Source organism: Serratia quinivorans (assembly GCF_946227985.1).
In the GTDB taxonomy this organism is placed as follows: Bacteria; Pseudomonadota; Gammaproteobacteria; order Enterobacterales; family Enterobacteriaceae; genus Serratia; species Serratia quinivorans_A.
This window is the reverse complement of sequence record NZ_CAMKGL010000002.1, coordinates 583,202-596,809: the sequence shown is the minus strand read 5'-3', so window position 1 is coordinate 596,809 and position 13,608 is coordinate 583,202. Positions and strand designations below refer to the sequence as shown.

At 55.2% G+C, this 13,608-nt stretch carries 13 protein-coding genes; 9 read left to right on the top strand and 4 right to left on the bottom strand.

Annotated features, from left to right (window positions below; translation table 11 throughout):
- Positions 1-12: 12 nt before the first annotated feature.
- Complete coding sequence (locus tag OCH02_RS11340) at positions 13-1,023, top strand: Ldh family oxidoreductase (RefSeq protein ID WP_261431311.1); 1,011 nt, start codon at positions 13-15, stop codon at positions 1,021-1,023.
- Positions 1,024-1,165: 142 nt separating this feature from the next.
- Here the strand turns inward: OCH02_RS11340 and OCH02_RS11335 are convergent, their stop codons facing one another.
- Both OCH02_RS11335 and OCH02_RS11330 read right to left on the bottom strand, forming a co-directional pair.
- Positions 1,166-1,594: a universal stress protein gene (locus tag OCH02_RS11335; RefSeq protein WP_261431309.1), complete on the bottom strand. Its 429-nt coding sequence runs from the start codon at positions 1,592-1,594 to the stop codon at positions 1,166-1,168.
- Positions 1,595-1,771: 177 nt separating this feature from the next.
- Positions 1,772-2,488 carry an autoinducer binding domain-containing protein gene (locus tag OCH02_RS11330; protein ID WP_261431308.1) on the bottom strand — a complete coding sequence of 239 codons (717 nt, stop codon included), beginning with the start codon at positions 2,486-2,488 and terminating at the stop codon, positions 1,772-1,774.
- A gap of 347 nt (positions 2,489-2,835) precedes the next feature.
- Between OCH02_RS11330 and OCH02_RS11325 the strand changes: the two genes are divergently transcribed.
- The 5 genes from OCH02_RS11325 to OCH02_RS11305 are packed head-to-tail and all read left to right on the top strand — an operon-like array spanning position 2,836 to position 8,697.
- Positions 2,836-4,365 carry a 3-hydroxyacyl-CoA dehydrogenase NAD-binding domain-containing protein gene (locus OCH02_RS11325; RefSeq protein ID WP_261431307.1) on the top strand — a complete coding sequence of 510 codons (1,530 nt, stop codon included), beginning with the start codon at positions 2,836-2,838 and terminating at the stop codon, positions 4,363-4,365.
- Between the two features lie 9 nt (positions 4,366-4,374).
- Positions 4,375-5,586, top strand: a complete 1,212-nt coding sequence (locus OCH02_RS11320) for an acetyl-CoA C-acyltransferase (RefSeq protein ID WP_261431358.1) — start codon at positions 4,375-4,377, stop codon at positions 5,584-5,586.
- A 15-nt stretch (positions 5,587-5,601) separates the two neighbouring features.
- Positions 5,602-6,813 (top strand): 5-aminolevulinate synthase, encoded by a 1,212-nt coding sequence (gene hemA, locus OCH02_RS11315; RefSeq protein ID WP_261431305.1) that lies wholly within the window; start codon positions 5,602-5,604, stop codon positions 6,811-6,813.
- Positions 6,810-7,982, top strand: a complete 1,173-nt coding sequence (locus OCH02_RS11310) for an MFS transporter (RefSeq protein WP_261431304.1) — start codon at positions 6,810-6,812, stop codon at positions 7,980-7,982. The genes hemA and OCH02_RS11310 overlap by 4 nt, the downstream gene beginning before the upstream one ends.
- Complete coding sequence (locus OCH02_RS11305) at positions 7,975-8,697, top strand: enoyl-CoA hydratase-related protein (RefSeq protein WP_261431303.1); 723 nt, start codon at positions 7,975-7,977, stop codon at positions 8,695-8,697. Before OCH02_RS11310 ends, OCH02_RS11305 begins: the two co-directional genes overlap by 8 nt.
- Before the next feature lie 104 nt (positions 8,698-8,801).
- On the opposite strand, the gene OCH02_RS11300 is transcribed toward OCH02_RS11305, so the two are convergent.
- Positions 8,802-9,101, bottom strand: a complete 300-nt coding sequence (locus OCH02_RS11300; protein WP_261431302.1) for a putative quinol monooxygenase — start codon at positions 9,099-9,101, stop codon at positions 8,802-8,804.
- Between the two features lie 155 nt (positions 9,102-9,256).
- Between OCH02_RS11300 and OCH02_RS11295 the strand changes: the two genes are divergently transcribed.
- The 3 genes from OCH02_RS11295 to cycA all read left to right on the top strand — a co-directional run bounded on the left by OCH02_RS11295 (position 9,257) and on the right by cycA (position 12,824).
- Positions 9,257-9,751 carry a DedA family protein gene (locus OCH02_RS11295; RefSeq protein WP_261431301.1) on the top strand — a complete coding sequence of 165 codons (495 nt, stop codon included), beginning with the start codon at positions 9,257-9,259 and terminating at the stop codon, positions 9,749-9,751.
- Positions 9,752-9,877: 126 nt separating this feature from the next.
- A complete protein-coding gene (gene cho / locus OCH02_RS11290; RefSeq protein ID WP_261431300.1) occupies positions 9,878-10,744 on the top strand; it encodes an excinuclease Cho in 867 nt (288 codons plus the stop codon).
- A gap of 679 nt (positions 10,745-11,423) precedes the next feature.
- Positions 11,424-12,824 carry a D-serine/D-alanine/glycine transporter gene (gene cycA / locus OCH02_RS11285; protein WP_026142302.1) on the top strand — a complete coding sequence of 467 codons (1,401 nt, stop codon included), beginning with the start codon at positions 11,424-11,426 and terminating at the stop codon, positions 12,822-12,824.
- 45 nt (positions 12,825-12,869) lie between these two features.
- Here the strand turns inward: cycA and rutR are convergent, their stop codons facing one another.
- Entirely contained in the window at positions 12,870-13,544 is a 675-nt protein-coding gene (gene rutR / locus OCH02_RS11280; protein WP_261431299.1) for an HTH-type transcriptional regulator RutR, read from the bottom strand.
- Between the last annotated feature and the right edge of the window lie 64 nt (positions 13,545-13,608).

Below are 13,608 nucleotides of genomic sequence, written 5' to 3'. Positions count from 1 at the left end.
AGGAGATATGTAATGACGCAAACCCAGACTCTGACGCTGAAAGAAGCCTATGAACTTGCATGGCGCGCATTGCGCAGCAACGGTTTCAGTGCCGAACATGCTGATGCCGTGGCGCAGAATGTGACGGCCGGTGAACGCGACGGCTGCGCCTCGCATGGTTTGTACCGGGTACTTGGCTGCGTGCGTTCGCTGCTGGCCGGCAAGGTATCCGCCGATGCGCTCCCAACGCTTATCGATCAAGCCCCGGCTATCTTGCGGGTGGATGCTCACGATGCTTTTTCGTTGCTGGCCTACCGTACCGCGCTGCCGGCGTTTATCGATAAGGTGCGTACTAACGGCATCGCTGCATTGGCAATTAACCACTGTGTGCATTACTCGGCGCTGTGGGCCGATATCGAACCCCTGACCGATCGAGGCCTGGTGGCACTGGCCTGCACCCCCAGTCATGCCTGGGTCACGCCGGCTGGAGGAACCCGGCCGCTGTTTGGTACCAATCCGATTGCCTTCGGCTGGCCGCGCCCGCAGCGCCCGCCCTTTATTTTCGATATGGCCACCAGCGCGGCGGCACGCGGTGAAATTGAGCTGCATCGCCGTGCCGGTACGCCGCTGCCGCCGGGATGGGGCATCGATCAACAAGGGGAGCCTTCCACCGATGCAGCCAGTGTGTTGCAGGGGGCAATGCTGACCTTTGGCGGACATAAGGGGTCAGCGCTGGCGGCGATGGTTGAACTGATCGCCGGGCCGTTAATTGGCGATATGACCAGTAAAGAGTCGCTGGCCTACGATCGGCAGACCGGCTCCTCCCCTTACGGTGGCGAGCTGATCATCGCGATGGATCCCGATCGTTTTCTGGGGGCGGACAAGGCGGCGCATTTGGCCAGGGCAGAAACCTTATTCGCGGATATGAGCGAGCAAGGGGCGCGTATTCCGGGGGAACGGCGTTTTGAACATCGGCAGTACAGTGAGCAGCACGGCATTAGCTTGCCGCAGACGCTATATGACGAGATTGTGGCACTCTGCTGATAACGAACCAAGCCCGCAATAATAAACTGCGGGCTTGGTTTTGATTGTTTAGACTGAGATACCCGGGCCTAGCGCACCGAGGGGCGCTCTCCCTAATAACGAGCTTTTGTCATTAGCCTGAGGCGGGCCTGATTGAACAGGTTTACCTGACCACCATCACCGAGATATTGGCGTGGCGCACAATGGCCGCCGCGTTGGAACCCAGCAGGTAGGTTTTTACACTCGGGCGACGCGAGCCGATGATGATCAGATCGGCTCCGATCTCATCCGCCAACTGCAGTACCTCATCGCGCGGTGAACCAAAGCTGATGGTGTAATCCAGCCGTTCCAGGGGAATGTCGATTTCCGACATGATTTTCTTGAGCTTATCTACCGCTTTTACTTCCGCCTGATTCTCAAATTCCTTGATACCGAAAGAATAAGCGGTAACGAATGCCGAAGCATCCGGCAGCGCATGGAAGAAATGCACTTTGGCACCGGATATTTTCGCCAGGTACTCAACATGCTCCAGCGCATGCTCGGTCAACAGATCTTCTTCAATATCTATCGGCACTAATATGGTCTTGTACATATCACATCCCTTCTATGCAACCTTGGTGCCTACAGGGTACTGCCGGGAAGGATAAGGGTGAAACGCTTTCTCGCGCTTTTGTGATCGGCGGTAAATACTGGCCAGGATAATTCTTTATTTAACAAAATATAAACATCACATTTCTAACGGCTAGCCGATTAACTATTTCAAACGCGGTTAAATAAGCTGTAAATACACCGCCTTCGCCGTGGCGGCAGTTTTATTCGCCACCGATAACTTTTTAATCGAATTGCCAATGTGGAAATTCACCGTCCGTTCACTCAGCCCCATTAGCAGAGCGGTTTCCTCTGAGGTTTTACCTTCGCTGCACCAGCGCAAAATATCCTTCTCGCGCAGCGTCAGCACATCTTTGATTGCCTCGTCGTTCACCGATATTAATCCTTCACGCAGCGTTTTATGAACTATCTGCGCCAACCACAGGAAAAAGGTTTCGTTACGCGCACTGGCCTGCGGAGACTGAACGGGAATACTTTTTCCGGCAAAGGTGAGAATGCCCAGTCGGCCATAGCAATCCTTGACCGACTGCGACCAGCCTTCGCGGATACCAAACTGGGCCATACGCCACCACAGTTCTGGCTTATCCTGGTAGAAGTGTTCATCCCAATAAAATTGCAGCGTGGAATGATGGGCCTGTGCAATGACCGGATCCTGCAGGTAAACCCGCAGCTTGTGGTAGTCCTCCAGGAAGGATTCGGGGAAATTGCCCTCTATCAGCATTTTGGGTCGGCTGGCCGGGTAGCAGGAAAAGACCGTGTAAGAATAGTATTCAAAACCCAACGCCTGGGCACAGGGTGCCAGCTGGCTTAAAAAAACCTCGCGGTTTGGCAGACTGGTCAGTAAGGCATCCATCAAAGGCTGAAGGTGGGTGTCCATAAAACAGGTTCTCCAGAAGGCCGCACCGGGTTATCGATAAGTAAGATTAACTATAGTGGAGGGCTCGGAGCGGCAACAGCCGTTTCATAGTATAAAAAGTACCATGCCTATATCAAAAACAGCTATGCCCGCTCGGATATTAATAAATAACGCCTTTAAATGGCATTAATAGCGGAAATTACGCGAATAACATAAAGCCGATTTATTGTAAACCTGTCACTTCTACCGTTAGACACTGGCAGCTCTGCCCATTACCTTCGCCATAGGCACCTGGTGCTTTTTAAATCCGAAGAAATTATAAGCATTTGCGAATTTCGCAAGGCAGAAAAATACTCACGGGGATTTTTATGGCAGAGAATAATTCGGCAATCCATTCGGTCGCTGTTATTGGTGCCGGGACCATGGGCAGAGGTATTGCCTATCTTCTGGCGCAAAACGGCATACGAACCCTGCTTTATAATCGTAGCGGTAATAATCTGAATCAGGCCAGGGACTATATTATCCGTGACCTGGATAAGAAAATAGACGGCGGGAAAATAAGCCCGCAGAAAAAAGGCGAGATATTGGCCAATCTGGTTTTCTCCCCCATTTTCGACGCTATCGCCGACAGCGACCTGGTGATTGAAACCATCGCGGAACATGAGGCAACCAAGCATGAGATCCTCGCGGCGATTGCCGCCACGGTGAAAAAAGAGGCGATTATCGCCACCAATACCTCATCGCTGTCATTGAATAAGCTGGCGGCAGGCGTCGAAAATAACGCCCGTTTTATTGGCCTGCACTTCTTTAATCCGGCCCCGCTGATGAAACTGATCGAAATTATTCCGTCGTACTTTACCAGCCGGGCCACCAGCCTGCGTTGTCAGCAGTTGGTGACGGCGATAGGCAAACAGTTTGTGGTCTGCAAAGCCACACCGGGCTTTATCGTCAACCGGATGGCACGACCTTTCTATCTGGAAGGGTTCCGGCTGTTGGAAGAGAACGTGGCGCTGGCACCGCAGATCGACCGCGCACTCAAGGCCGGTGGCCACTTCCGCATGGGGCCTTTAGAGCTGACCGATTTTATCGGCCAGGATATTAACTATCAGGTCAGCAGCCAGATTTGGCAGGACATGCAGTACGATCCCCGCTATACCCCCGGCCATTTGCAACGTTCGCTGGTGGATGCCGGGCTGCTGGGCAAGAAAAACGGCCGTTCCTTTTTTACCTCCTCTTCCGCTGAACCCAACACCGCCGACGCAGGCAGCGGCACGCTGACCTCACTGCATTTTTATGGTGAACATCCCCTGTTCGAGCTGTTGCAACAGCGCGCTTTGGCGCTCTGGCCAAGGGTGCAGATTAATCGCCAGCCGGAACGGCCGAAGCTGGGCCGTTTTATCCAGGTGAATGACGCAATGGCCGTCAAAATCACCGATGGCCGCACGGCCAATCTGCTGGCTGAATTGACCGAACTCGATACCTTCGTGATCGACGCCGCGCTCAATTACGCCGATACCGCCTATCTGGTGGCTGCCCACAGTCAGGATGCCAGCGCGGCCAATAAAGCGCTGTTTCTGACGCTGCTGCAAACATTGATCCCACAGGTGGAGTTTATTAAAGACTCCCCGGGCCTGATTGTCGCCCGCGTCCTGAGCAGCCTGATCAATGAGTCGGTGATTATGGTGGAGAGCGGAGTTTGCAGCCGGGCGGATATCGATATCGCCGCGGTGGCCGGCGTTAACTATGCCGATGGCATCTTTAGCTGGCTGGCACGGCTTGGGCAAAAAAACGTGAAGTCGACGCTGGACAATATGGCGCAGCTGCTGCATTCCGCCCGCTATTACCCGCATTACTCTTTGCTCAATATCACCCGGCCAGAGCTGGCCGTCGCGCCCTAAGGAAAAATGATGACGATTAAAGACGATGGGGTCTATCTGATCGACGGCACGCGCACGGCTATTGGCGCCTATGGCGGTAGCCTGGCGTTAACTCGTCCAGACGATATGGCGGCCTCTATTATCCGGGCGCTGCTGCAACGACATCCGGAAACCGAAGCGGATATTGATGAAGTGATCCTCGGCTGCGCCAATCAGGCCGGAGAAGACAACCGTAACGTGGCCCGGATGGCAGCACTGCTCTCCGGTCTGGATCAGGGCGTGCCGGCGATTACCCTTAACCGTTTGTGTGCGTCCGGGCTGGATGCGGTGATCTACGCCAGCGCAAAAATAAAAAGCGGGCTCAGCGATCTGGTCTTGGCCGGTGGTGTGGAGAGCATGAGCCGTGCGCCCTACGTGATGGGCAAAAGTGAAACGCCTTTCGACAAGGGGGTCAAACTCTACGACACCACCCTCGGCTGGCGTTTTATTAACCCGCAGTTAGCCCAGCGCTATGGTAGCGATCCACTGGGCATAACGGCGGAGAACGTCGCGCAGCAGTACCGGATATCCCGTGAAGATCAGGATGCTTTTGCCCTGGCCTCGCAGCAGAAGGCCTGGCGGGCGATCGAAAATGGCCGCTTGGCCCGGGAGATAACGCCGCTCGAGGTACAGGGCGACCGTAAAATCCGCAAAACCTTCGAGCAGGACGAGTTCCCACGTCAGACCACGCTGCAAAAATTGCAGGCGCTGAAACCGGCCTTTACCCCCGACGGCTCGGTCACGGCCGGTAACGCCTCCGGCATTAATGACGGCGCTGCGGTGCTGTTGCTGGCCAGCGGCCGCTATGTGAAACGCAAGTCGCTGCAGCCGCTGGCGGAGATAGGTGACAGCGCCAGCGCCGGCGTCGCCCCATCGCTGATGGGAATTGGGCCGATCGCCGCCACCGAACGGCTTCTGGCGCGGTCCGGTTTTACCCTGAACGATTTTGACGTGATTGAAATTAATGAGGCGTTTGCCGCCCAGGTGCTGGCGACGCTGAAAAGCTGGCGTATCGACGTCAAGGATACGCGGGTCAATCCAAACGGCGGAGCCATCGCCCTCGGGCATCCGCTGGGCATGTCCGGCGCGCGACTGGTGTTGACCAGCGCGCTGGAGCTGCATACCCGGCAATTAAAGCATGCGCTGGTGACAATGTGTGTCGGTGTCGGCCAGGGTGTTTCATTGGTCATTAAAGCCCTCTAATGCAAGGAATTCCGTATGAGCGTATTGAACATTCTTGAAGAAAAACTGGCCGAAACCAAAAAACAGGGCCGCTTCCGTGAGTTCCTCAATCTGGAACGCAGCGTGCTGGATAAACCCTGGGCCACCAGCCACGGTCAGAACGGTGAACGCCGTTTGAACGTCTGGTGCTCCAATGACTATCTGGCCATGAGCCATCACCCTAAAGTCATCCTGGCCACGACCGACGCGGTGAACCGTGTCGGGCTGGGTACCTGCGGCGCACGCAGCATTTCCGGCACTTCTGTCTACCACAGCGAATTGGAAACCCTGTTAGCCAGCGCCTACGGCAAAGAGTCGGCGCTGCTGTTTACCACCGGATTCGGTGCCAATGACGCCACCTTGTCCACCCTGTGCGATGCCATTCCCGATCTGATTGTGTTTTCCGATGAGCTGAACCACGCCTCGATGATTTACGGCATCCGTTACAGCAAGGCGGAGAAAAAAATCTTCCGCCACAATGACGTGGCCCATCTGGCCGAACTGCTGCAGGCCGCCGATCCGCATCGGCCCAAGCTGATCGCCTTCGAGTCGCTGTATTCAATGGACGGTGACTTTGCGCCGCTGGCACAAATTGTGGAACTGTCGGAGAAATATCAGGCGCTGACCTATCTGGACGAGATCCACTCTGCCGGCGTTTACGGCCATCGCGGGTTGGGCTATGCCGAACAACTTGGCCTGTTGGACAAGATCACCATTATTCAGGGTGGCTTTGGCAAATCTTACGGTGCTGCCGGTGGCTATATCGCCGCCCCCCGCGCAGTGGTTGAAGCAGTGCGTAGCTGGTCGCCGGCGTTTGTCTTCAGCACCTCGTCCCCTGCTCCTGTGGTGGCGGCCGCGCTGGCCAGTTTCAAATACAACCTGGAGCATGACACCCAACGCAAGCACCTGCTGGCGATTATCGACCATTTGAAATCCGGCCTGCGCGACGCCGGCATTCCGCTGGTCTCGCAGGACAGCCACATTCTGCCGGTACTGGTCGGCGATCCACACCGCAACAAGCACATCAGCAAGCAATTGCTCGACGAGTACGATATTTACGTGCAGCCGGTGAACGCGCCAACGGTACCGGCCGGTAGCGAGCGTTTGCGCGTTACGCCGACCTCTGCTCATACTCATGAGGACGTGGAATATTTCCTGGCGGCGTTAAGCAAAGTCTGGGACGCCAATCAGTTACGGAGAGCAGGATGAAGTTGACGGACTATAACGGCCATTTTCTTACGCTGTGTCTGATGGCGACCGGCACCTTTGCCATAGGGACCGACGCATTTATTGTCGCCGGTATCCTCGACGAGATTTCCGGTACCTTTGCCGTCAGCCCCGCGCAAGCGGGGCAGTTAATCTCGGTGTTTGCCCTGGCGTATATGCTGTTTGCCCCGCTGACCGCCTGGCTGCTGGGTAACCTCAATCGCAAACATATTTTGCAGTTGGCCCTGGTGTTATTTATCGCCGGTAATCTGGTCTGCGCCTATGCCGACAGCTTTTTGCAAATGTCTGCCGGGCGGGTGCTGGCGGCGCTGGGCGCGGCTTGCTATACGCCGCAGGCCGCGGCGGCTGCGGTTGGATTGGTAGCGGAAAAACGCCGCGGGCTGGCGATATCTATCGTTTACGGCGGCATGACCCTGGCTATTGCCCTCGGTATTCCCTTCGGCACCTTCCTGGCCAGGTTGATCGGCTGGCGGGAAATCTTTTTGCTGATTGCCCTGTTGGGCGCGGTTTCACTGTTGGGGCTTTCGCTGGCACTGAGCACCATCGCGGCACCGGGTAAACACACGCTGAAAGAGCGGCTTGCTCCGCTGCGACAAAAAGCGGTACTGACCACCTTACTGATCACCTTTTTCGCCGTCTGCTCCGAGCATATCGTTTACAGCTATGTGAGCGTATTGCTGAAAAACACCCAGTTTGGCCCGGAGGCTATTTTACCGATCGCGTTGCTGGTGTTCGGTATTGGCGCCGTTATCGGTAACTTCGTTTCCGGCCTGTTGACCGATACCTTCGGCAGCAAGTTTGTGCTGCTGTTTTCGGTATCGGTGCAAACCGTTTCGCTGTTCCTGCTGGCCTTTTACGTCAGTTCCCCCGGCTGGGTACTGGCGATCTTTCTGGTATGGGGCATTACCGGCTGGATGTATCTGGTGCCGATCCAGCACCACTTGTTATCGCTGTCCAAACGCTTTGGCGCGTTGACCGTTTCACTCAACAGCTCGGTGCTGTATGCCGGCATCGCAGCGGGTGGCATGCTGGGGGGGCTGACGCTGTATGCGCTGCCGGCCTTTTATCTCCCCTTGTTCTCGCTGCCGCTGGGGGCTATCGCCCTGCTGCTGACGTTGCTGTTCTTCCAGGGAGAAAAAGCCAATGAGTGACCTGCCCCCCCCGGTGCTGTATGAACAAGATGACGGCATTGCCGTGATTACCCTGAACCGACCGGAAAAAAAGAACGCCATCAATCTGGCGATGGCGCAACTGATCCAGGGCTATTTGCAACGGGCCGAACAGGATGATGCCGTTCGGGTGATCGTGCTGACCGGCCTGCCGCAGGTGTTTTCCGCTGGGATGGACGTCAGAGCCTTCCAGCAGGGCGAACTGCCGGTGGTCGAACCGGAGGGATTTGGCGGCCTGGTGCATGCCCAACTTACCAAGGTGATTATTGCCGCCGTAGCGGGCATCGCCTTCGGCGGCGGCTTCGAGATCGCGCTGGCCTGCGACCTGATCGTCGCCAGCCGCGACGCACAGTTCAGTTTCCCGGAAACCGGGCTGGGATTGATTGCCGCGCAGGGGGGATGTTCACGGCTGCCGGCGCGCATCTCACCCTACATCGCTCTCGAGTGGTTACTGACCGGCCGAGTCATCAGCGCGCAGGAGGCCTGGCAACAGGGAGCCATTTCCCGCATCAGTGAGGGCAGCGCACGCGAGGAGGCGCTGACACTCGCCCGACAGATTGCACAAAAAAATCCGCTGGCGAGTCAGGCGGTGAAGGCCATCGTCCGCCAAGGTTTGAACCGGCATGAAGCCCCTTCCTTTGACTACCAGCAAAGCTGGGTGGCGCGGGTGCGCCAGGCCGCGGCGAAACCCTTTTGAGAACATTCTTAGTGAATGGCAATCATTCGCAGTCTAATTTTTAATCACTACAAGACAGTGTTTGAGAAGCCATTAACCCCGCTCTGCGGGGCTTTTTTTGCTGATTAGGATTTCACGGCGGAATAAGGCTGCATAAACAGGAAGGTACAGGGTTTACTCTGGTGCTGATTGATCAAGGGCACCAAACGCCTGAAGTGTTCCGTTTGGCAATGGGCGTCCAGTGCGGCGCGATCGGGCCACTCCTCGACAAAAATAAAATGCCCCGCATCCTGGTGATCAATAAACAACTCATAGGAGAGGCAAAGCGGCTCCTGCCGGGTTTTCTCCACCAGTTCCTGATAGAGCGGCATCACCGTTTCTACACAATCGAGCTTGATAAAATCTTCAGCAATCACTTTTAACATTGTTACCTTCCTTGTTTTTATCTCAGGCGTATCACCAGGGTAACCGCGCTATCTCATCAGGATGAACCTATTCAGTTAACAAAACCTAATTGACCATTTATTGAAGTTACGAATGGGACACTGGTCACCAGAGAATACATTTTCAAAGGTGGCCGATGGAACAACTCACACAAATTATCGCCAAATACAGCCCGGAACCTGAATTCCTGTTGTTGATTATCTTTTTATTTTCGCTGGGAAAGTCAGTGATTTTTATTTCTTCGCTGCTGCCACCTGCGTCGGTCACGCTGATGCTGGGTATCGTTGCCGGTAAACCGGTGATCCCCGACGGCTATGTCTGGGCGGCGATTACCCTGGGCGCCCTGCTCGGCTCCGTTTTGTCCTTCCATTGTGGCGCGCTGTTCTGCCGCCAGGGGTCGCTTAAAGGACTGCCGGTCAGATTTCAGGCGCCACTGCACAAGGCACAAACCACACTGCAGAAAAAAGGGATGCCACTGTTGTTTATCTCGCGTTTTTTGGCGGTGATGCGCTACAGCGTGCCGTTGGTCGCCGGCATCATTGCATTGCCCCTCAGGCAGGTCTATTGCGCCAGCGCGCTGTCCGCCGGGATTTGGGCGCTGGCCCTGATGCTGGTTAGCCGGGTGTTTTGAATACAAAGAAACCCGCAAATGGGGTTCTATTCATTCAGTTCTGATGGATATAGGCTTTGGCGTAAATTTCGGCATTACCTGAGAGGCTGATGCGGCCTATAATAAGAAAATATTATCTTTGGCGTAATGCGCCACGTCACCACAAGCAGTGAGCTCCTGATAGTCCACATGTATCAATACCCTGAACATCTGACCGGAGAGGTCGCCAACCTGCCGCAGACTTGCGGGGTTTATTTCTTTCACGGTGAAAACTGTGCTCATCCGCTATACATCGGTAAGAGTGTCAACATTCGCCGCCGGGTTCAGTCTCATCTGCGTAATCCGCGCGAAGCGCGGTTGCTTTCCGCCACCCGCCGCATCACCTTTATCGAGACGGTCGGTGAGATTGGTGCGCTGCTGCTTGAATCCTCCCTGGTGAAACAGCAAAGTCCCCTCTACAACAAGCGACTGCGTAAAATTCGACGGCTCTGCGCCCTGCAGGTTAACGACACCCAAACGCGTATCGTATTCAGTGACTCACTGGACTTCTCGCGAACGCCAGACTTATACGGCCTGTTTCTAAGGCGCACGGCTGCCGTCGACTTTCTACTCGACATTGCCGATCGGGAACGACTCTGCCTGACGTATCTGGATATTGAAAAGGGGCGCCCCGGACACCCTTGCTTTCGCCACCAATTAGGCAAGTGCGCCGGTGTCTGCTGCGGTAAAGAGAGCCCACAAGCGCACCAAACCCGACTGCTTTCTGCCCTGACGCAGGCCCAGGTGCGGCACTGGCCATTCCCCGGCAGGATCGCTATCGAGGAACGGCAAGGCCAACTTATGGCTTTCCATGTCATCAGCAATTGGTTCTACCTCGGTACCGCCCCTTCGCTGCATGAGGCTGAAAAACTCAGCCTCCCGACTGATGAATTCGACCGAGACTGTTACCGCATTCTTTGTCGACGGCTATTCCATGAAAACCGAGAGCACATTCACTTGATTGATACGCCCTAGCCAGTGCGCAAACCTGTTCACGCCTTGCGGTACGGTTGTGCAAATCGGCTCACCCCGCCAAAAGTTTCATTATCAATTTTGCAGGAGATCGGCTCTTGGAAAACGGGATAAAGGGGGTGGCGATAGGCCCAGTCTGCGTCAGATCACTTAACTGAATATTCACCCTGGAAGGATGCCATTTTTGTGGGGCGAGTCTCAATTAAGTATTATTCTTAAAAAATCACGCAGAGAGAGACCCAATAACAGATTGATTTTGTTGATAAGTAATGACAAATCCAGCTCTGTCATCAATTGTTTAACCGCCCAGAATGCTCACCCCCTGCTTACGACTCCATCCGCTGACTTATTCACCCCGGCCCCCGAATGACAAACGCTTACACCCATTAGTTTTTCTCATGCGGTATTTTAAGCCCCTGTTTTATCAACAAGATAAGCCGCATTAGTGCTGTTAATCTGCCAAGACCCAGAGTAATCTTCCGCCCCCGAGACGTCCGATTTGCCTCCGCAGTGTAAAGAACAATCGACTTTTATCCCTCGCATAAATGTTGTAAACATGTTGCACAAAGGTGGCGTTATTGCACTACCTTACTAAAGCCGGGAGAACCGGATAATCGTATAAAAAAGAGCCACTTCAGAGCTCGCTATTTCACTCATGACAGGTAAAACAGGACATCATCAGATGGTAGATCACTCTAAAATAGCCGCAGAGGCCGCGCCAGAATCAGAAGATCATCTACGGCGAAACCTAACTAACCGACATATTCAACTGATCGCCATCGGCGGTGCCATAGGTACGGGTCTGTTTATGGGCTCCGGCAAAACCATCAGCCTGGCCGGGCCTTCGATCATCTTCGTGTACATGATTATCGGCTTTATGCTGTTCTTCGTGATGCGCGCCATGGGCGAGCTGCTGCTCTCCAATCTGGAATATAAATCCTTCAGCGATTTCGCCGCCGACCTGCTCGGTCCCTGGGCCGGCTTCTTTACCGGCTGGACCTACTGGTTCTGCTGGGTGGTCACCGGTATTGCCGACGTGGTGGCGATCACCGCCTACGCACAGTTCTGGTTCCCCGGACTGTCACAGTGGATCGCTTCTTTGCTGTGTATCCTGCTGCTGCTTGGCCTGAACCTGGCAACGGTGAAAATGTTTGGTGAGATGGAATTCTGGTTCGCGATGATCAAAATCGTCGCCATTGTCGGGCTGATCATCGCCGGGCTGGTGATGATCGCCATGCAGTTCCAGTCACCGACCGGCACCGTCGCGTCGTTCTCACACCTGTGGAATGACGGCGGTATGTTCCCGAAAGGCATCAGCGGCTTCTTCGCCGGCTTCCAGATTGCGGTGTTCGCCTTTGTCGGCATTGAGCTGGTGGGCACCACCGCGGCTGAAACCAAAGACCCGGAAAAAGTGCTGCCGCGCGCGATTAACTCGATACCTATCCGCATCATCATGTTCTACGTATTCGCCCTGATCGTGATTATGTCGGTCACGCCGTGGAGTTCCGTGGTCGCCGACAAAAGCCCGTTCGTAGAGCTGTTCGTGCTGATTGGCCTGCCTGCCGCGGCCAGCGTGATCAACTTTGTGGTGCTGACCTCCGCCGCGTCCTCCGCCAACAGTGGTGTGTTCTCCACCAGCCGTATGTTGTTCGGTCTGGCACAGGAAGGCGATGCGCCCAAGTCGTTTGCCCACCTGTCCAAGCGAGCAGTGCCGGCGAATGGCCTGACCTTCTCCTGTATCTGCCTGCTGGGTGGGGTGGTACTGATTTACCTGATCCCGAACGTGATGACGGTCTTCACGCTGGTGACCACCGTCTCGGCGATTCTGTTTATGTTTGTCTGGACCATCATCCTGTGTTCGTACCTGGTTTACCGTAAGCAACGTCCGGCGCTGCACCAGAAATCAATCTACAAGATGCCGGCCGGCAAGCTGATGTGCTGGGTCTGTATGGCGTTCTTCGCCTTTGTGTTGGTGCTACTGACGCTGCGCGAAGACACCCGCCAGGCACTGATCGTCACGCCGCTGTGGTTTGTGGTGCTCGGTCTGTCCTACGTGTTCCTGCGCAAAAAGAAAACCGCTTAACATTTCCCACGGGGGATAGTTCGCTATCCCCCTGCTCTCATCCGCCTAGCGCGGCCGGATACCCTCGATGATCACCCGCTGCACGTTCTCCACCGTCTGCTGAAAAAACGCCTCATCGGCCAGGGTCTTGCCGGTCACTGCCTCCACCTGCACCCAAAAATCTGCGTAGTGTTGAGTGGTTGCCCACAGCATGAAGATCAGATGATGCGGCTCTACCGCCGCGATATGGCCTGCGGCGATCCAGCGCTCAATCATCGCGGACTTCTCGTCCACCAGCGCCTTCAACCCGCCCTGCAGCTCTTGTTTCAGCAGCGGTGCTCCCTGGATCATCTCCAGACAAAACAACCGTGAGGCCTGCGGGTGATGGCGGGATACCTCAAGTTTCAGTCGGATATATTCGCGAATCGCCTGCAGGGGTTCCTGATCGGCGCGCAGCGCCTTCAATGGCGCCAGCCAGACGTCGAGAATATCTTTCAGCACCGCCAGATACAGTTCTTCCTTGGAAGGGAAGTAATACAGCAGATTGGTTTTGGACACGTCGGCACGTTCTGCTACCTGGTCCAGACTGGTGCCATGGATACCGTACAGCGAGAAAAACTCCAGTGCCGCATCCAGGATAGCGCTGCGTTTTGCGGCTACCGCACGCGAGCGGCGTGTAGGGGGTTTAACGGCTTGTGGCTTCACTACGGCTCCTTGGCACAACCAGATTTTGGCCAGCATAACAAAGCCATTGGGTGAAACCCACGCTTTTACCTACCCCTTCCGAGTGATTTCCTGCACCTTT

Bases quoted from the DNA above. Each gene is read 5' to 3' on its own strand.
- OCH02_RS11340 (WP_261431311.1), top strand. From the start codon at position 13: ATGACGCAAACCCAGACTCTGACGCTGAAAGAAGCCTATGAACTTGCA.
- OCH02_RS11335 (WP_261431309.1), bottom strand. From the start codon at position 1,594: ATGTACAAGACCATATTAGTGCCGATAGATATTGAAGAAGATCTGTTG.
- OCH02_RS11330 (WP_261431308.1), bottom strand. From the start codon at position 2,488: ATGGACACCCACCTTCAGCCTTTGATGGATGCCTTACTGACCAGTCTG.
- OCH02_RS11325 (WP_261431307.1), top strand. From the start codon at position 2,836: ATGGCAGAGAATAATTCGGCAATCCATTCGGTCGCTGTTATTGGTGCC.
- OCH02_RS11320 (WP_261431358.1), top strand. From the start codon at position 4,375: ATGACGATTAAAGACGATGGGGTCTATCTGATCGACGGCACGCGCACG.
- hemA (WP_261431305.1), top strand. From the start codon at position 5,602: ATGAGCGTATTGAACATTCTTGAAGAAAAACTGGCCGAAACCAAAAAA.
- OCH02_RS11310 (WP_261431304.1), top strand. From the start codon at position 6,810: ATGAAGTTGACGGACTATAACGGCCATTTTCTTACGCTGTGTCTGATG.
- OCH02_RS11305 (WP_261431303.1), top strand. From the start codon at position 7,975: ATGAGTGACCTGCCCCCCCCGGTGCTGTATGAACAAGATGACGGCATT.
- OCH02_RS11300 (WP_261431302.1), bottom strand. From the start codon at position 9,101: ATGTTAAAAGTGATTGCTGAAGATTTTATCAAGCTCGATTGTGTAGAA.
- OCH02_RS11295 (WP_261431301.1), top strand. From the start codon at position 9,257: ATGGAACAACTCACACAAATTATCGCCAAATACAGCCCGGAACCTGAA.
- cho (WP_261431300.1), top strand. From the start codon at position 9,878: ATGCGCCACGTCACCACAAGCAGTGAGCTCCTGATAGTCCACATGTAT.
- cycA (WP_026142302.1), top strand. From the start codon at position 11,424: ATGGTAGATCACTCTAAAATAGCCGCAGAGGCCGCGCCAGAATCAGAA.
- rutR (WP_261431299.1), bottom strand. From the start codon at position 13,544: ATGCTGGCCAAAATCTGGTTGTGCCAAGGAGCCGTAGTGAAGCCACAA.